Origin of the sequence: Bradyrhizobium murdochi, from assembly GCF_000472965.1 — a bacterium.
Taxonomy (GTDB): Bacteria; Pseudomonadota; Alphaproteobacteria; order Rhizobiales; family Xanthobacteraceae; genus Bradyrhizobium; species Bradyrhizobium murdochi.
In genome coordinates, this window is the sequence record NZ_AXAU01000004.1 from 344,599 (window position 1) to 363,436 (window position 18,838).

At 64.0% G+C, this 18,838-nt stretch carries 13 protein-coding genes and 1 pseudogene; 4 read left to right on the forward strand and 10 right to left on the reverse strand.

The window, feature by feature from the left end; all coding sequences use genetic code 11:
• The first annotated feature begins 161 nt into the window (after positions 1-161).
• The 4 genes and pseudogenes from addB (at position 162) to YUO_RS0114310 (ending at position 8,378) form a co-directional block, all read left to right on the forward strand.
• Entirely contained in the window at positions 162-3,308 is a 3,147-nt protein-coding gene (gene addB, locus YUO_RS0114295) for a double-strand break repair protein AddB (RefSeq protein WP_028347887.1), read from the forward strand.
• Positions 3,302-6,831 (forward strand): annotated as a pseudogene (gene addA / locus YUO_RS0114300) (double-strand break repair helicase AddA). The gene addB and the pseudogene addA overlap by 7 nt, the downstream one beginning before the upstream one ends.
• A 73-nt stretch (positions 6,832-6,904) precedes the next feature.
• Positions 6,905-7,225 carry a thioredoxin gene (gene trxA / locus YUO_RS0114305; protein WP_016847387.1) on the forward strand — a complete coding sequence of 107 codons (321 nt, stop codon included), beginning with the start codon at positions 6,905-6,907 and terminating at the stop codon, positions 7,223-7,225.
• Between the two features lie 70 nt (positions 7,226-7,295).
• On the forward strand, positions 7,296-8,378 hold the full coding sequence (locus YUO_RS0114310) for an ATP-dependent DNA ligase (protein WP_283806408.1): 1,083 nt from the start codon (positions 7,296-7,298) through the stop codon (positions 8,376-8,378).
• A gap of 96 nt (positions 8,379-8,474) precedes the next feature.
• Here YUO_RS0114310 and YUO_RS0114315 read toward each other — a convergent pair whose 3' ends face one another.
• From YUO_RS0114315 to rpsA, 10 genes are all read right to left on the reverse strand, one after another.
• The gene (locus YUO_RS0114315; protein ID WP_028347890.1) at positions 8,475-9,215 is read right to left on the reverse strand and encodes a metallophosphoesterase family protein; all 741 of its coding nucleotides are present in this window, start codon (positions 9,213-9,215) and stop codon (positions 8,475-8,477) included.
• Between the two features lie 254 nt (positions 9,216-9,469).
• Positions 9,470-10,810, reverse strand: a complete 1,341-nt coding sequence (locus YUO_RS0114320) for a bifunctional folylpolyglutamate synthase/dihydrofolate synthase (protein WP_028347891.1) — start codon at positions 10,808-10,810, stop codon at positions 9,470-9,472.
• Complete coding sequence (gene accD, locus YUO_RS0114325; RefSeq protein WP_028347892.1) at positions 10,807-11,748, reverse strand: acetyl-CoA carboxylase, carboxyltransferase subunit beta; 942 nt, start codon at positions 11,746-11,748, stop codon at positions 10,807-10,809. The genes YUO_RS0114320 and accD overlap by 4 nt, the downstream gene beginning before the upstream one ends.
• A gap of 157 nt (positions 11,749-11,905) precedes the next feature.
• The gene (gene trpA / locus YUO_RS0114330) at positions 11,906-12,742 is read right to left on the reverse strand and encodes a tryptophan synthase subunit alpha (protein WP_028347893.1); all 837 of its coding nucleotides are present in this window, start codon (positions 12,740-12,742) and stop codon (positions 11,906-11,908) included.
• Complete coding sequence (gene trpB / locus YUO_RS0114335) at positions 12,739-13,956, reverse strand: tryptophan synthase subunit beta (protein ID WP_028347894.1); 1,218 nt, start codon at positions 13,954-13,956, stop codon at positions 12,739-12,741. Before trpB ends, trpA begins: the two co-directional genes overlap by 4 nt.
• Positions 13,953-14,612, reverse strand: a complete 660-nt coding sequence (locus tag YUO_RS0114340; protein WP_028347895.1) for a phosphoribosylanthranilate isomerase — start codon at positions 14,610-14,612, stop codon at positions 13,953-13,955. Before YUO_RS0114340 ends, trpB begins: the two co-directional genes overlap by 4 nt.
• A 62-nt stretch (positions 14,613-14,674) precedes the next feature.
• Complete coding sequence (locus YUO_RS0114345; RefSeq protein ID WP_028347896.1) at positions 14,675-15,067, reverse strand: LapA family protein; 393 nt, start codon at positions 15,065-15,067, stop codon at positions 14,675-14,677.
• Between the two features lie 71 nt (positions 15,068-15,138).
• On the reverse strand, positions 15,139-15,444 hold the full coding sequence (locus YUO_RS0114350; RefSeq protein ID WP_028347897.1) for an integration host factor subunit beta: 306 nt from the start codon (positions 15,442-15,444) through the stop codon (positions 15,139-15,141).
• Between the two features lie 171 nt (positions 15,445-15,615).
• Entirely contained in the window at positions 15,616-16,596 is a 981-nt protein-coding gene (gene sppA / locus YUO_RS0114355) for a signal peptide peptidase SppA (RefSeq protein ID WP_028347898.1), read from the reverse strand.
• Positions 16,597-16,789: 193 nt separating this feature from the next.
• Positions 16,790-18,493 (reverse strand): 30S ribosomal protein S1, encoded by a 1,704-nt coding sequence (gene rpsA / locus YUO_RS0114360; protein WP_028347899.1) that lies wholly within the window; start codon positions 18,491-18,493, stop codon positions 16,790-16,792.
• Positions 18,494-18,838 lie beyond the last annotated feature (345 nt).

Genomic DNA, 18,838 nt, shown 5'->3' on the forward strand with positions numbered 1-18,838 from the left:
CCCACCCTACCGCTCAGGCAAAAAATCTCGAAAACAAGCCCATGCAAAGTAGAGTGGGCCCGGACTGCCTTGGTAGTGAGTAGCGGGGACGCCGCCCTCACCCGCATGACCTCCCCGTCATTCCTCCCTATATTGGCGCCTGAGTTCGAATCAGGAAGTCCATGCGCGTTTTCAGCATTCCCGTCTCCGCACCGTTCCTGCGCACCGTCATCGCGGCGCTGGTCGACGGCCGGCTGGTCGAGGGATTCGAGGCGCGAAAGGATCCGCTGAATCTTGCAACGGCAACGCTCTATCTGCCGACCCGGCGCGCCGGGCGGTTGGCGCGGGAGATTTTTCTCGATGAGCTGAAGACCGATGCCGCGATCCTGCCGCGCATCGTAGCGCTTGGCGACATCGACGAAGACGAGCTGGCGTTTGCGGAAGGTTCCGAACAATTCAGCGGCGTCGCGCCGCTCGACATTCCGCCAAAACTTGGCGAACTGGAACGTCGCCTGACGCTGGCGCATCTGGTTGCGGCATGGGCAAAAAGCCCGGTGTCGGCGCCGCTCGTGGTCGGCGGCCCGGCCTCGACGCTGGCGCTGGCCGGCGACCTGGCGCGGCTGATGGACGACATGGTGACGCGCGGCGTCGCCTGGGAAGCGCTCGACAGACTGGTGCCCGACCAGTTCGACAAATATTGGCAGCACTCGCTGGAATTCCTGCGCATCGCGCGCAAGGCATGGCCGGAGCACCTAAAGGAAATCGGCCGGATCGAACCTGCCGAACGGCGCGACCGCCTGATTGAGGCGGAAGCCGCGCGGCTCACTGCACATCACGAGGGACCGGTGGTTGCGGCCGGCTCGACCGGCTCGATGCCGGCAACCGCGAAATTCCTCAATGCCGTAGCCCACCTGAAGCAGGGCGCCGTGGTGCTGCCGGGACTCGACACCGATCTCGACGAGGAAGCCTGGCAGACGATTGGCGGCGTCAGGGACGCTCAGGGCAAATTCACCACGCAGCCCTCCTCGAACCACCCGCAATTCGCGATGCATGGATTGCTGGATCGCTTTGGCATCAAGCGAAGCGACGTCGAAACCCTGGGTACGCCAGCGCAGCGGGGGCGCGAGGTGCTGGTATCGGAGACGATGCGCCCGTCGACGGCGACCGAGCAATGGCACGACCGGCTGGCGCAGCCCGACGTTGCCGCGAGGATCGCGGCCGGCATGGCAAATCTTGCCGTCGTCGAAGCGCCCAACTCGGAGATGGAAGCGCTGGCGATTGCGGTGGCGATGCGCGAGGCGCGGCACCTCGGTAAGTCAGCCGCGTTGGTAACGCCGGACCGCGCGCTGGCGCGTCGGGTGATGGCGGCGCTGAGGCGCTGGAATCTCGAATTCGACGATTCCGGCGGCGACGCGCTGATGGACACGCCAAGCGGCATTTTTGCCCGCCTTGCCGCAGAAGTCGCTGCCCAAGGGCTGGAGCCCCCGACGCTGCTGGCACTGCTAAAGCATCCGCTGTTTCGGCTTGGTCGCGCATCCGGCGCCTTCAAACATGCCATCGAGACCTTCGAATTGGCGCTGCTGCGCGGCACCCGGCCGCAGGCAGGAACGGGCGGCTTGGCGCGCGACTTCGATCGTTTCCGCGTCGAGCTCGGAAAACTCCGGCGCAAGGAAACCTCCTCGCTTCACGCTTCGGAGCCACGTGCGAAACTAAGGGATGACGAACTCGATCAGGCCCAGGCGCTGATCGCGGCGTTGCAGAAGGCGCTGTCGCCGCTGGAAATCATGGGCCCATCGAAGCCGTACGATTTCGCAGAGCTGGCGCTGCGCCATCGCGAAACGCTGATCGCATTGTCTTCAGATCACAACGGCGTTGCGGTCGTCTTCGAGGAAGCCCAAGGCTCGGCCCTGTCAGCGGCGTTCGACGACCTGCTGGCCGAGCAAAAGCCGAGCGGCCTGATGGTCCAGCTCGGCGATTACCCCGATGTGTTCCAGACCGCCTATGCCGATCGCATGGTGCGGCGGTCGGAATCCGCGAATGCACAACTCCAAATCTACGGCCAGCTCGAAGCGCGGCTGACCGAATCCGACCGCGTCATCCTTGGCGGGCTGGTCGAAGGCGTGTGGCCGCCGGCGCCGCGAGTCGATCCATGGCTCAGCCGGCCGATGCGCCATGAACTCGGCCTCGATCTGCCGGAGCGGCGCATCGGCCTCTCCGCCCACGACTTCGCGCAATTGCTGGGCACGCCAGATGTGATTCTCACCCATGCGGCGAAAGTCGGCGGCGCGCCGGCGGTCGCCTCGCGCTTCCTGCACCGCCTGGAGGCGGTGGCCGGTGAACTGCGCTGGGACGAAGCCAAACGTGCCGGAGAAAATTACGTCCGCTTCGCCGCCGAACTGGATCAGCCCGACGAGGTCAAGCCGATCGAGCAGCCCGCGCCGAAGCCACCGGTCGAGACGCGGCCACTCAAGCTATCGGTCACGGCGATCGAGGATTGGCTGCGCGATCCCTATACGATCTACGCAAAATATATTCTGCGGCTCGATCCGCTCGACCCCGTCGACATGCCATTGTCGGCGGCCGACCGCGGCTCGGCGATCCATGACGCGCTCGGCGAATTCACGCAAGTATTCGCCGACGCCCTTCCGCCAGAGCCCGCGCTGGCGCTGCGCGGCATCGGCGAGAAATATTTCGCGCCATTGATGGAGCGGCCGGAGGCACGCGCCCTGTGGTGGCCGCGGTTTCAGCGCATCGCCGCCTGGTTTGCGGAATGGGAAAAGGCGCGGCGCGACGACGTCGAGAAGATCGCCGCCGAGATCAGGGGCGAGATCAAGATTCCGCTCGACAACGAGCGCATCTTCACGCTGTCCGCGCGCGCCGACCGGATCGAGCAGCGCCACGACGGCAGTTTTGCGATTCTCGATTACAAGACCGGACAGCCGCCGACCGGCAAGCAGGTGCGGATGGGCTTGTCCCCGCAACTGACGCTGGAGGCCGCAATCCTGCGCGAGGGCGGGTTTGAGAATATCCACGCTGGCTCATCTGTCGGCGAACTCGTCTATGTCAGGCTTAGCGGCAACAATCCGCCCGGCGAGCAGCGCTCGCTGGAACTGAAGATCAGGAACAACGATACGCCGCAGCAGCCGGACGAAGCGGCCGACTACGCGCGCGAACAGCTCGAGGCGCTGATCCGCAAGTTCGAGAACGTGGAGACCGCCTATACCTCTTTGAACCTGTCGATGTGGTCGAACCGCTACGGCGCCTATGACGACCTCGCCCGGATCAAGGAATGGTCGGCGGCCGGCGGCTTGGGAATCGAGGAATGGTGAAGGCCCGGCGCATCATCCCCGACGCCGTTCGCGCGACGCAGGCGCGTGCGTCCGATCCGGCGGCGTCCGCCTTCGTCTCGGCAAATGCGGGCTCGGGCAAGACGCATGTGCTGGTGCAGCGGGTAATCCGCCTGCTGCTCGACGGCGTGGCGCCGGAAAAAATCCTCTGCATCACCTTCACCAAAGCTGCCGCCGCCAACATGGCGGAACGCGTGTTCACCACACTCGGCCATTGGGTAACGCTCGACGATGACGCGCTGGACGCGGCGATCCGCGAGGCCGGCATTCCCCATCCCAGTGCACGCCTGCGCAAATCGGCGCGCAAACTGTTCGCCTGCGCGCTGGAGACGCCGGGCGGGCTGAAGGTGCAGACCATCCACGCGCTGTGCACTCGGCTGCTGCAGCAGTTCCCGTTCGAGGCCAATGTGCCGGCGCGGTTCGCCGTGCTCGACGAGCGCGACCAGAACGAGATGATGGAGCGTGCCAATCTCGCCGTCTTCCTCGAGGCCTCGCGCAACCCTGACAGCGCGACCGGGCGCGCGCTAATGACGGCGATGGCGAGCGCTGCCGACGTCACCTTCAAGGAAGTCGTGCGCGAGGCCTGTCTCAGCCGCGATCATTTCATGGCCTGGACGGATGCCGCCGGCAGCGCGCAAGCGGCCGCCGCGCAGATTTCAGCCGCACTCGGCGTCGGTCACGATGATCGCATTGAAGATGTCGAGCGTGAGATCATCGACGGGCCGAATCTGCCGCGCGCGCGATGGCCGGAGATTGCGCTGGTGCTGGAAACCGGCAACAAGTCCGATCAGGATCAGGCGGCGCGGCTGCGCGATGCATTGGTGTTCAGCGACGCTGCGCAGGTCGACCAGTATCTCACCCTGTTCCTCACCGACACCGAGCGCACGCCGCGCAAATCGGTGGTGACGAAGAAATTCTGTGACAGCAACCCCGCCATTGGCCGGCTGCTGGAGTCGGAAGCCCGCCGCGTCCTTCCCCTGATCGAACGGCGCCGCGCATTGGTGGCGCGCGACCGCACCGAGGCGCTGCTATATATCGCAACCGCTGCAGCGGCGAACTATCGCCGCGAGAAGCAGGAGCGCGGCCTGCTCGACTATGACGACCTGATCGACAAGACGCTGGAAATGCTCGACCGCGTCTCCTCGGGCTGGGTGCATTACAAGCTCGACCGCGGCGTCGACCATGTGCTGATCGACGAGGCGCAGGACACCAGCCCGCGGCAATGGGACATCGTCGCGCACATCATCTCCGAATTCACTTCGGGTGCCGGCGCACGCGACGGCGTGGTGCGAACGGTGTTCGCGGTCGGCGACGAGAAGCAGTCGATCTTTTCGTTCCAGGGCGCGGCCCCGCGCGAATTCGACCTGCGCCGGCGCGCCTTGCAGAGGAAGTTCGAGGGCGCTGGACTGAAGTTCGATCCGGTTTCCTTCACCTATTCGTTCCGCTCCGGACCGGAGATCCTTCACGCGGTCGATCAGGTGTTTCGCGAGCAGGATATCTACCGCAGCATTCATGCAGTCGATATCGGCAACCCGATTCATCACGCGCTGGCCGATGCTGGTCCCGGCCAGATCGATCTCTGGGAGCTGGCGGAAGCCGATGACCGGCAGGATATCGAGGGCTGGCGTGCGCCGTTCGACGGCGTCTCCGCGACCAGCCCCGAAGTGAAGCTGGCCCGGCGCATCCAGGCCGAGATCAAGGCGCTGGTCGGCAGCGGTGCGACGACCGGCAGCAAGAACGACCGCCGTCCGCTGCGCTATGGCGACATGCTGGTGTTGGTGCGCCGACGCGGCAACGCGTTCGACGCCGTGATCCAGGCGCTGAAGCATGCCGGTATCCCGGTCGCCGGCGCCGACCGCCTCAAGCTGACCGAGCACATCGCGATCATCGACCTGATGAACCTGGCCGACGCGCTGCTGCTGCCACAGGACGATCTGGCGCTGGCAGTAGCGTTGAAGAGCCCTTTGTTAGGGCTCGACGATGACGACCTGTTCAGGATCGCCTGGCAACGCAAGGGATCGTTGCGCGCCGCATTGACCGCGCGCGCTCCAACCGACGGCCGCTTGAGGGATGCGCTGTGGCGGCTCGAACAATGCGAGCGCCGCTTTGCCAGCGAGACACCGTTTGCGTTCTATGCCTGGCTGCTCGGCGGCGATGGCGGCCGCGCACGAATCCTGCGGCGGCTTGGGCACGAGGCGAACGACGCGCTGGATGAGTTTCTGGAGCTGGCGTTGAGCTATGAACGCAAGGCGCCGGCCTCGCTGCAGGGCTTCATGGCCTGGCTGCGCACCGCTGACCTCGAAGTAAAGCGCGACATGGAAATCTCGCGCGACGAGGTCCGCGTCATGACCGTGCACGGCGCCAAGGGCCTGGAAGCGTCCGTCGTGTTCCTGGTGGATACGACGACCTCGCCCTCGGATACGCAGCGGCTGAAGCTCATCAACCTGCCGCTGGGCAATGCCGATCCGCATGCGCCCGGTGTCGTGGTGTGGGCCGGCCGCAAGGCGGAAGATCCGCCCGCGGTCGCCACCGCCCGCGCGGCGATGATTGACGATACCGAGGATGAATACCGCCGCCTGCTCTATGTCGCGATGACGCGTGCCGCCGACCGCCTCATCGTCGGCGGCTGCATGCCCGGCAACATGAAAAGCGTCCGGCCGCTGTCCTGGTACGACCTGATCACCAAGGGGCTCGCCGGCTCCGCCTTGCAGCTTCAGGAGATCGAGACCGCCATCGGCCGGGTGAAGCGCTATACGCGGCCCGAGGAGGCCGCGCCCTCGGCCGCTCCGCGTGCTGGGTCGTCCCCAGCGGCGCCGATCGTGCTGCCCACCTGGCTGCTGACGCCGGCACAGCCCGAAATTTCCCCGGAAAGTCTGTTGCGGCCTTCGGACCCCGCTGACAGCGACAGCCACCCGGTCCGGACGGCGGAGTCGCTCACGAAGCGCGCCCGCGCCCTGCAGCGCGGCACATTGGTGCACCGGCTTCTGCAGTCGCTGCCCGATGTCGCCGCCGAGCGCCGCCGCGAGGCCGCGCTGACCTATCTGGCCCGCAATGCGGATGGCTGGACCGATGAGGAGCGGCAAGTGCTGGCCAAAAGCACGCTCGCCTTGATCGCCGATGCGCGGTTTGCGCACGCTTTCGCCCCGGGTAGCCGCGCCGAAGTCTCGATCGTCGGGCGGTTGGAGCGGCCGGGCGGACGGCCGGCGCTGGTGTCCGGGCAGATCGACCGCCTCGTAGTGACCGAGCGCGAAGTCCTGATTCTCGATTTCAAGACCAACCACGCCCCGCCAAGCCGGCCCGAGGAGGCGCCGAGGGGCTATGTCCGCCAGCTCGCGCTGTACCGGGCGGTGCTCGGCAAGCTTTATCCCCAGCGCCCGGTGCGGGCGGCGCTGCTTTGGACCGAAACCTCTGAATTGATGGAGATTTCCGCTTCCGCGCTGGAGGCCGAGCTGGCATCCATCATCTCGGCGTGACCGCGCTTGACCCGGCAGGGTCGCGTTCATAGGTTTGCCACTATCATCCCAGGGCGCGATTCTTTGACCGCGCCCCTTAATTTCTAACCGAACGAGGTAATTCCGATGGCCGTTGGCAAGGTTTCTGACGCCGATTTCGAAGCCGAAGTGCTCAAGGCGACCGGGCCGGTGGTCGTCGATTTCTGGGCCGAATGGTGCGGCCCGTGTCGCATGATTGCGCCCGCGCTCGACGAGATTTCCGGCGCCATGGGCGACAAGGTCAAGATCGTGAAGCTGAACGTCGACGAGAGCCCAAAGACGGCCTCGAAATACGGCGTGATGTCGATCCCGACCCTGATGATCTTCAAGGGCGGCGAGATGGCCTCCCGCCAGGTCGGCGCCGCGCCGAAGGCGAAGCTGCAGCAGTGGATCACTGCGGCGGTTTGATCGCCGTCTTTCAGACAGTAAATTTTCGACAACGGCCGGCAAATTTGCCGGCCGTTTGCGTTGAGACGGTATGTCTCGCGTTGAAGAGTACCCCGGCCTGCCACCTGGAAAGGCTCGGCGGCGCCTTGCCCCGCTGGCGGCGATGGAAGCACGCTCGGTCGATGTCATTCCGCGCGGCGCGGAATGGCAATACGAGCCGAAATGGGATGGTTTTCGCTGCCTGCTGTCGCGCCACGGCGACAAGATCGACCTTCGCTCGAAGTCCGGCGAGGATCTCGCCCGCTACTTTCCCGAACTGGTTCGCTCCGCGCTTGCATTGAAGGCGACCAGTTTTCTGCTCGATGGTGAAATCGTCGTGCCGCATGGCAGGGCATTTTCATTTGACGATCTGCTGCAGCGGATTCATCCCGCCGCGAGCCGGGTAAAAAAGCTTTCGGAGGAAACGCCGGCGCTGTTTATCGCCTTCGACCTGCTGGCGACCACGGCGGACAAGAAGCTTGCTGCATCGCCTTTGCGGATACGCCGGCCGGCGCTGGAAGCATTTGCGAAAGCGCAGTTCAAATCCAGCCCGACGTTTCGTCTGTCGCCGGTCACCACGAGTTACACCACCGTCCAGAAATGGCTGAAGCAAGCCGGCGGCGGTTTCGATGGCGTCATCGCCAAGCGCGTCGACCTGCCCTATCAGGCTGGCAACCGCGACGGCATGCAGAAGATCAAGAAATTCCGCAGCGCCGATTGTGTCGTCGGCGGTTTCCGTTACGCCACCAACAGAATCGCGAACCGGAAAGTCGTCGGCTCGCTGCTGCTCGGTCTTTATGATGATAAGGGACTTCTGCATCATGTCGGCTTCACTTCCGCGATCAAGCAGGCGGACAAGCCGGCGCTGACATATCGGCTCGAGCCGCTGATCGCGCCTCCCGGCTTCACCGGCAACGCGCCGGGCGGCCCGAGCCGATGGTCGACCGAGCGATCGGCAAAGTGGTGCCCGCTGAAGCCAAAACTCGTGATCGAGGTCTGCTACGATCATTTCAGTGGCGAGCGATTCCGCCACGGCACCTCGATCTTGCGCTGGCGGCCCGACAAGGCGCCGCGGCAGTGCACCTTCGATCAACTCAAGCAGAAAGCTGCCGACCCGATGAAGCTGCTGAAGTGAAGTGGGCCGCAGCTCGGGTGAAGACCCGGGGTTCTATATTCGCGCCGCGATCGTCTCCCGGGTTGCGCTTCGCTCCACCCGGGCTACAGGCATCGGCTATCTGATCCATCCTGTCGCCAGCACGCTGGCGAGCTCGGCCTGACCGTTCCGTTGCGCGAGCGCTGCCATCGCGCCGTGATCATACGGCACATGCCGAAACGTGACGCGCCAGGCGCCGTCAGCAAGTTCGAGGATAGCATAACGCGCATCCGGCGTGCCGGCCTCGACGACATGCGGAAAGGGATGCACGTCGCGATAGCCGGGCGAGCCGACGCTGCCGGGGTTGACGATCAATCGGCCATCGCGAAGCCTGACCGCGCGGGCAAGATGGGTGTGCGCGCAGAGGATCAGGGACTGCGTGATGCCCCGCGCGCGCTCGTCGATTTCATCCAGCGATGACATTCGCACTGTGCCGTCGGGCAACACCGTTTCCAGCCAGTAGACCTCGTCATGTTCGGGCGTTGCATGGCAGAGGAAGACCCGATCGCGAAACACGGCCGTCTTCGGCACCGCGCGCAGCCAATCGAGATGGCGCTCTTCGAGCTGCGCGTGCGCCGGCCGGTCCCATGATCCCATCTTCTCCGGCGGCCGGTCGATCAAATACCGATCGTGATTGCCTAATACGTGAACGGCGTCGAGCGCTATCAGCGCATCCATAGTGCGTCGCGCGTCGAGCGGTCCGCTCGCCATGTCGCCGAGATTGACGATTTCGCCAATGCCCAGTGCGCGGATGTCGGCCAGCACGGCTTCCAGCGCGAGAAAGTTTCCGTGCACGTCGGCAATGGCGGCAAAACGCATGGCGATTCCAGCTTTGATGATTGTTGTCCTGGGCCTGCAAGAACAATGCTGCGCCATTTACCTCATTTGGGTGAAGCCAGCCTGCAACATTATCCCTACTTCCTATTGCGGAACGAAGGTTCCGACTCGCGGCTCTCAGGCGTCTTGGCTAGTCTTTGCAAAGACCGGGGCTGGTTAGTTTCATTAAGCAATTGATATTTTTTCCCGGGCGGCCGCTGGAAGCGATTCCAGCGGTCATTTAATTTTGGGGAATACTATGCCGGCGGTGTGCCGTTGATGGCAAGCACATGGCCGACGAGATAGAGCGAGCCGGTGACCAGAATCCGCGGCGGCACTTCGTAGGCGAGACGCGAGAGCGCGTGCAGCGCGGCTTCGACGGTTGCAGCATTTTCCACGCGCATGCCGAGCGCGCGCGCCGCATCCGCAAGCCGGTCCGGCGGCATCGCATTGTCGCGCCCGGGGATCGGCACCGCCACGATGTGCCGCGTCAGTCCTGCGAAATTGGCGAGAAACGCGCCGGCATCCTTGTTCGCCATCATGCCCGCGATCACCACCAGGGGCCGCGACACCCGCTCTTCGAGATCGCCTAGCGCGGCCGCAGCGACGCGGCCGCCTTCCGCATTGTGTCCGCCATCGAGCCAGATCTCGCAGCCCTTCGGCCCCTGATCGACCAGTGCGCCCGAGACCAGCCGCTGCATCCGCGCCGGCCATTCGGCGCCAATGATGCCGGCCTCGAACGCCGCCATTCCGATCCTGAACGCCTCGACCGCACGCAGCGTCGCGATCGCAAGGCCAGCATTGTCGAATTGATGCCGACCGAACAGCTTTGGCGCCGCAAGATCCATCAGGCCGCGCTCGTCCTGATAGACCAGCCGCCCACGCTCGACACCGACATGCCATTGCTGCCCGGCAGCATGCAACGGCGCGCGCATGCGGTCGGCCTGCGCCTCGATCACCGCCATCGCCTCCGGCGCCTGCTCTGCGCAGATCACCGGCGCACCGCGCTTGATGATGGCGGCCTTCTCGCCGGTTATCGCGGTCAGCGTGTTACCGAGAAATTCCGTATGGTCCATGCTGACTGGCGTGATCACGGTCGCGACCGGCCGGTCGATGACGTTGGTGGCGTCGAGTCGTCCGCCGAGCCCGGTTTCCAGCAGCGCGACATCGGCGTCATGCTCCGCGAACAGGCAGAACGCCGCTACGGTCTCCATCTCGAAAATCGTGATCGGATCGCCCGCGTTGACCTGCTCGCAATACTCCAGCACCCGGCGCAGTTCGGCATCATCAGCCAACCGTCCGCCGCCCTTCTGACCTAGCCGGAAGCATTCGTTGATCCTGACCAGATAGGGCGAGGTGTAGACGTGCACGCGCAGGCCTGCAGCCTCCAGGATCGCGCGCAGATAGGCGATGGTGGAGCCCTTGCCATTGGTGCCGGCAACATGGATCACCGGCGGCAACAGCCGCTCCGGATGATCGAGCCGCGCCAGCAGGCGGTGCATCCGATCAAGGTTGAGATCGATCCGCTTCGGATGCAAAGCAGACAGCCGCGCGATCAATTCACCGAGCGGCTGAGGTCTGGCGGCAGGCAGGCTCACGCGTGGGGCGCAGCCGGCACCGCTTCCGGGGCCGAGACGATCTGGGCCGGGTCTGTGACCTCAGGCAAAGGCTTTGAGGCGACGTCAGGCGGCGGCGATTTGGTCAGGAGCCGGCACAGCCGCGCCAGCGTCGAGCGCATCTCGTGGCGATGCACGACCATGTCGATCATGCCGTGATCGAGCAGATATTCGGCGCGCTGGAATCCTTCCGGCAATTTTTCACGGATGGTCTGTTCGATCACGCGCGCGCCGGCAAAACCGATCAGCGCGCCGGGTTCGGCAATCTGCACGTCGCCCAGCATAGCGTAGGATGCGGTCACGCCGCCGGTGGTCGGATTGGTCAGCACCACGATGTAGGGCAGCTTCGCTTCCCGCAGCATCTGCACGCCGACGGTGGTGCGCGGCATCTGCATCAGCGACAGGATGCCTTCCTGCATGCGTGCGCCGCCCGAAGCCGCGAACACGATGAACGGCGACCTCTTTTCCACCGCCAGTTCGAGCCCGCGCACGATCGCCTCGCCCGCGGCCATGCCGAGCGAGCCGCCCATGAAATCGAAATCCTGCACCGCGATAACGACGCCGGCGCCTTCGAGCTTGCCGTAGCCAACCTTGATGGCGTCGTTCAGCCCGGTCTTGGCGCGGGCGTCCCTGATGCGGTCGGCATATTTGCGTTCATCGCGGAACTTCAGCGGATCGGCTGTCACTTCGGGCAGCGCGATGTCGTACCAGGTCTCGTTGTCGAAGATCGACTTCAGCCGCGCCACCGCGCCCATGCGCATGTGGTAGTTCGAGCCGGGAATGACGAACTGGTTGGCCTCGACGTCCTTGTAAAACACGAGCTGCCCGGAATCCGGGCACTTGATCCACAGATTCTCCGGCGTCTCGCGGCGCAGGATGCTGCGGATTTTCGGCCGGACGACATTGGTGAGCCAATTCATGGTTCGCTCCGAATGCGGTTGAACGCATTGATGGAATATATGGCGGCCTGGCCTGGACCCGGCAAGCCGCCGCCTACTGGTTTGGGCATGATCTTTTCGGAAAACCGGTCTCCACTTTTCCGGATCATGCCCCGCCTATTTCCACGTAAATTGTGGCTTATTCCGCAGCCTGCTTCGCGCCCCGGACGCCCTGCGCCAGCGACGCCACGACGTCGGCCACCGCGGCCACGGTCTTGGCGGTCGCCTGCCCCTGGGTGTCGAGGCTGTCGCGCAACGCGTCGACCAGGGCGGTGCCGACCACGGCGCCATCGGCCTTCTCGGCAATCGCGCGCGCCGCCTGCGGGGCGCGGATGCCGAAGCCGACGCACACCGGAAGCTTGGTGTGGCGTTTGATACGGGCCACCGCATCGCCGACCACCTTCGAATCGGCCGCCGCAGCGCCGGTGATGCCGGTGATCGAGACGTAGTAGACAAAGCCGGAAGTATTCGCGAGCACGGCGGGCAGGCGTTTGTCGTCGGTCGTAGGTGTCGCCAGGCGGATGAAGTTGAGTCCGGCCTTCAGCGCGGGAATGCAGAGCTCATCGTCCTCCTCCGGCGGCAGGTCGACGATGATGAGGCCATCGACGCCGGCGGTCTTGGCGTCGCTAAGGAACTTGTCGACCCCATAAATATAGATCGGATTGTAATAGCCCATCAGCACCAGCGGCGTGGTGTTGTCCTCCTTGCGGAAGCCGCGCACCATATCGAGCGTCTTCCTAAGGGTCATGCCGCCCTTGAGCGCGCGCAGGCCCGCGGCCTGGATCGACGGTCCGTCCGCCATCGGATCGGTAAAGGGCATGCCGATTTCGATGATATCGGCGCCCGCCTTGGGCAGCGCCTTGATGATGTCGAGCGATGTCTGCGGATCGGGATCGCCGGCCATCAGGAAGGTGACAAACGCCGAGCGGCCTTCTTTTGCGAGCTCGGCAAAGCGTGCGTCGATGCGGGTGGTCACTGCTTCCTGCCTTTCAAGATCTCCGTGATCTGCGGAATGTCCTTGTCGCCACGGCCGGAAAGGTTGACCACCATCAGATGGTCCTTCGGCCGCTTCGGGGCGAGCTCCGTGACCTTGGCGATCGCGTGCGCAGACTCCAGCGCGGGTGGAATGCCTTCCAGTCGCGACAGCAGCATGAAGGCGGCGAGCGCTGCGTCATCGGTCGCAGAAAGGTAAGTGACGCGGCCGGTCTCATGCAGCCAGGAATGCTCCGGGCCGATGCCGGGATAGTCGAGGCCCGCCGAGATCGAATGCGCATCCTGGATCTGGCCGTCATCGTCCATCAAGAGATAGGTGCGGTTGCCATGGAGAACGCCGGGCCGGCCGCCGGCGATCGAGGCGGCATGCAGTTGCGTCAGCCCATGGCCGGCCGCTTCGACGCCGAAAATTTCGACGGAGGGGTCGTCGAGGAACGGATGAAACAGGCCCATCGCGTTGGAGCCACCGCCGATGCAGGCGACCAGCGAATCCGGCAAACGGCCTTCGGCTTCCTGCATCTGCTTGCGCGTTTCCTCGCCGATCACCGACTGGAAGTCGCGCACCATCATAGGATAGGGATGCGGCCCCGCCACCGTGCCGATGCAATAGAAAGTGTTGTGCACGTTGGTGACCCAGTCGCGCAGTGCCTCGTTCATCGCGTCCTTCAGCGTGCGCGTGCCCGCCTGCACCGGCACGACCTTGGCACCCAACATCTCCATGCGGAACACGTTCGGCGCCTGACGGGCGACGTCCACCGCGCCCATATAGACCACGCATTCGAGACCAAAGCGCGCGCACAGCGTCGCGGTGGCGACGCCATGCTGGCCGGCGCCGGTTTCGGCGATGATGCGCTTCTTGCCCATGCGGCGCGCGACCATGATCTGGCCGAGCACGTTGTTCACCTTGTGCGAGCCGGTATGGTTCAGCTCCTCGCGCTTCAGGTAAATCTTGGCGCCGCCGAGATGCTCGGTGAGCCGCTCGGCGAAATAGAGCGGTGATGGCCGGCCGACGTAATCCTTGAGATGGCCGTTCATCTCGGTCTGGAACGACGGATCGGCCTTGGCCACCGAATACGCTTTTTCAAGGTCGAGGATCAGCGGCATCAGCGTTTCCGCGACGAAGCGGCCGCCGAAATTGCCAAAATGCCCGCGCTCGTCGGGACCGGTGCGGAATGAATTGGGCAGGCGTTGATTCATCGGACCATCAATTGTTCGGTGGCGCGCGCGGCGCGAATGAAATGGCGGATCAGTTCGGCATCCTTGACACCGGGCGCGCTTTCCACGCCCGAGGATACGTCGACGCCGCCGGCGCGGGTGACGCGAATGGCATCCGCGACATTGTCGGCGCTGAGCCCGCCGGAGACCATGAAGGGCAATTGGAGATCGAGCTTCTCCAAAACGTGCCAGTCGAACACCGTCCCCAACCCGCCTGGACGGGTGGCGCCCTTGGGAGCGCGAGCATCGAACAGGATGCGGTCGGCAACGCTCGCATAGCCCGGCAGCGCGGCGAGATCGGCCGAGGTTTCAACGGCGATCACCTTCATAACCGGCAATCCGAATTTTTGCTTAATGTCGCGCACCCGCGCGATGGTTTCCTTGCCGTGCAGTTGCAGCAGGTCCGGCTGCAGCGTCTCGGCGATATTTTCAAGCGTCGCGTCGTCGGCATCGACGGTCAATGCCACCTTGGCCGCGCGGCCCTTGGCCTGCCGGCCGAGTTCGCGCGCCGTCGCGAGGCTGAGATGACGCGGCGAAGGGGAGAAGAACACGAATCCCACCATGTCGGCACCCGCCTCAAGCGCTACCTCGAGCGTCTCGCGCGTGGACAGGCCGCAAATTTTGACGAGCAGGGACATGGTCTCTCGGACACGGATTATAGCCCCGTAACCGCATGGAACAGGGGCTGACGGGGCGGGTTCTACAACGTCGCGCCTTGCTTGTCTCGCCCGGCGGCCCCGTAGAAGCCATATTGGGACGGCGCTGGAAGCCGCTGCTGATCCGCCCGGGAAACTGCCGCCGCGGCTCGTAAATCGGCCGCCTCCACCCTTGCGCGGCGGGCATCCGCCTCATGCTGGCGCGCCGCGCGGCGCCAGTGGCGCTGGCGGAACCAGGTCGCCATGCCGCCCGCCGCCACCCCCAGAATGGCCACCGTGATGATCACGGCAAACAGCGGCATCCTCACCGTGATCGCCGGATCGCTTGAATTGAAGGGATCGAACGACACCGTCACGAAATGGCGGTTGGCGACGGCGAAAATGGTGAAGATCAGCCCTAAGGGAATGACGACCAGCGCCGTGAAGAACTTTCGCATGACCATTTCTCGCAGTGACGGAGAAAGGCGGGCAAGAGGCCCGCAACACGGCTACAGATCGAAAAAATTGGTTACGCGCCGGCCTCGTGCGAGCCGTTGTCGCGGTTCAGCCGCTCGCGCATTTCCTTGCCCGTCTTGAAGAACGGGACGCTCTTCTGGTCGACTGGCACATGAGCGCCGGTGCGCGGATTACGCCCCGCCCGCGCCGGGCGATGCTTGACCGAGAAGGCGCCGAAGCCGCGCAGCTCGACACGGTCGCCGCGCGCCAAGGCAGCGACGATCTCATCGAGGATCGCGTTCACAATGTTCTCCACATCCCGCTGATAGAGGTGCGGGTTGTGCTCGGCGATGCGCTGAACAAGTTCGGATTTGATCATCGAAGTAGGGGTCCGGGATCGTGCGGACTTCCATTTCCGTGAAAATGCCTTGCACTGTCAAGACGCTAATTCACTTTTGGGCAGCGCGAAATGGCGTGACAAGCCGCCCGGAAGCGGTTTGTGACAACACCCGCAGTGCGGGAGAACGTCGCGAAGGGCAGCCGCTGCGGTTCAATTGGAGGCTGCGGGGCGCCACAAAGCCAGCATGCCGTCGAGCGCGAGCCGATCGACCGCCTGGGCGACGCCGGCCTGTTCAATCTGGCGTGCAATGGAACTCAATCCGAGCGCGTCGAAGGCGATGGAAGCCGCCGTTCGCAGAAACGTCAGGTCGCCAAGCTGCGGATTCAGCTTGTAATCGCGCACCGGCAGATCTTTCTTGATCTTCTTCTCGGCGACCAGCCACTCAACGGCTGCTTTTTCATCGCCGAGCTGATCGACCAGTTTCAGTTCGAGCGCCTGACGGCCGGTGAAGACCCGTCCGTCCGCGACTTTTTCCAGTAGCGCCTCATCCATGCCGCGCCGCTCCTTCACCAGGCCGCGGAACCAGGCATAGGAATCCTTTACCAGCGCGTCGAGCGCAGCGCGCGCTTCAGGACTGGTCGGCTCGAAACCATTGGGCGCAGCCTTTAACGGCGAGGATTTCACCTCCTCGACCTTGACGCCCACGGTCTTCATCAGCTCGGTGAAATTCGGATATTGAAACAGCACGCCGATTGAGCCGACCAGCGAGCTCTGCCGGGCGACGATATGATCGGCGGCCATCGCCGAGATGTAACCACCCGACGCGGCCAGCCCCTCCACCACCACAACCAGCGGCTTCTTGGCCTTCAGGCGCATCAGCGACTCGTAAAGCTGCTCGGAGCCCGCCGTGGTGCCGCCCGGCGAGTTGATGTGCACGATAACGGCAGCATGGCTCGATTTCTCCAGCCGCTCCAGCGCCTCGACGCGCTTCTGATCGCTGCGGATCAGCCCTTCGATATTGACGCGCGCGATCGATCCCGATGGCGTCAGGGCAGCCGGCCCACTCGTTGTCGCGATTGCGCCGGCGGCGACGATCGCCGCGATGGTCACCAGGCCAGCCATGATACGCCAGAACGTGAGCTTCCGGCGGATCCTGCGGCGATCGACGATCACGTCCGAATCGAGCGACATCGAAATTCTCCTGGAAATATCAGCCCGTTTTGCAGTCGCAGCGTGAGCGAAGCGTTACCTGATTACATCAATTGCGATGCAATATGAAGAAAGCAAGGCTCCTTTCTCTTCCCTCCTCCCCTTGTGGGAGAAGGAAAAACAAAAAGGCCCCGGTCGAAACCGGGGCCTGATGTCGCAGGCAATAAGCAAACGCTTACTTCTCGCGGTTCTTGAGCGCGGTGCCGAGAATATCGCCGAGCGTCGCGCCCGAATCGGAGGAGCCGTACTGCGCGATGGCTTCCTTTTCTTCGGCAACTTCCAGCGCCTTGATCGAGACCTGCACCTTGCGGGCCTTCTTGTCGAACTGGATCACGCGGGCATCGACCTTCTCGCCGACGGCGAAGCGTTCGGCGCGCTGATCGTTGCGGTCACGGGCCAGTTCGGAGCGCTTGATGAAGGTGGTGAAGTCGGTGCCCGAGATCTTCACCTCGATGCCGGCTTCCTTCACTTCGAGCACTTCGCAGGTCACGACCGCGCCCTTCTTGACGTCGCCGGGTTCTGCGAAGGGGTCGCCTTCGAGCTGCTTGACGCCAAGCGAGATGCGCTCCTTCTCGACATCGACGTCGAGCACCACGGCCTTGACCATGTCGCCCTTCTTGAAGTTGTCGATGACCTGCTCGCCCGGCAGCTTCCAGTCGAGGTCGGACAGATGGACCATGCCGTCGACGTCGCCGTCGAGGCCGAGGAACAGGCCGAACTCGGTCTTGTTCTTGACCTCGCCTTCGACCACCGAACCGACCGGGAACTTCTCGACGAAGACTTCCCAGGGATTGCGCATGGTCTGCTTGAGGCCGAGCGAGATGCGGCGCTTGACCGAATCGACTTCGAGCACCTGCACTTCGACTTCCTGCGAGGTCGAAACGATCTTGCCGGGGTGCATGTTCTTCTTGGTCCACGACATTTCCGAGACGTGGATCAGGCCTTCGATGCCCGGCTCCAGTTCGACGAACGCGCCGTAGTCGGTGATGTTGGTGACGCGGCCGGTGAAGCGCGCGTTCAGCGGATACTTCGCCTCGATGCCCTGCCACGGATCGTCCAGCAACTGCTTCATGCCGAGCGAAATGCGGTGGGTCTCGTGGTTGATCTTGATGATCTTGACCTTCACGGTCTGGCCGATGGTCAGCACTTCCGTCGGGTGATTGACCCGGCGCCAGGCGATATCGGTGACGTGGAGCAGGCCGTCGATGCCGCCGAGATCAACGAACGCACCGTAATCGGTGATGTTCTTGACCACGCCGTCGATCACCTGACCTTCCTCGAGGTTCTGCACCAGCTCCTGGCGCTGCTCGGCGCGGGTCTCTTCGAGAACCGTGCGGCGCGACACCACGATGTTGCCGCGGCGACGATCCATCTTGAGGATCTGGAACGGCTGCGAGTTGTTCATCAAGGGAGCGACGTCGCGGATCGGGCGGATATCGACCTGCGAGCGCGGCAGGAAGGCGACAGCGCCGTCGAGGTCGACAGTGAAGCCGCCCTTGACTTGGTTGAAGATGACGCCGTGAACCTTCTCGTTGTTGTTGAAGGCCTTCTCGAGCTTGCCCCAGCTTTCCTCGCGGCGCGCCTTGTCGCGCGACAGCACGGCTTCGCCGAGCGCATTCTCGATCCGGTCGAGGAACACCTCGACCTCGTCGCCGACCTTGAGATCGCTTTCGCGGCCGGGGCCGGCGAATTCGCGCAGCGCCACGCGGCCCTCGGTCTTCAGGCCGACGTCGATGACGGCCATGTCCTTTTCAATTGCAACCACCTTGCCCTTGATGACGGAGCTTTCCTGCAGATTGCCGCCGGCAAAGGACTCGTCCAGCATCGCAGCGAAATCGTCGCGGGTCGGATTATAAGAAGCAGCAGTAGTCGAAGCCATTTGTTCTCCAATGCGGGATATTGCCGGCCGTTCGGGTTACAGGGCGCATCGTGCGTGAAGTGTCAGGGGTCCGCAAACCCTGACGACCGCATTTGCGGAAGGCGCAAAAGCGGGCCGGCAGCATGCCTGCACGTTCGATACGTTTGATGTCGCGCATTCCGCAAAAGCGGGTACCGGTTCAGCGGAAGAGTGCGCGTAGCGTCAGAAATCCGGAGCCTGAAACGAGCATATCGACTTCAAGAACCTGGAGCGGGCTTTCCTCCAATGACGGCGGGAGGTTCAAACCTCCGGCCGGCCCGCTCGGACAGCCCTGATCTCATCGATGGCGGCCCGGATGGCCGTGGA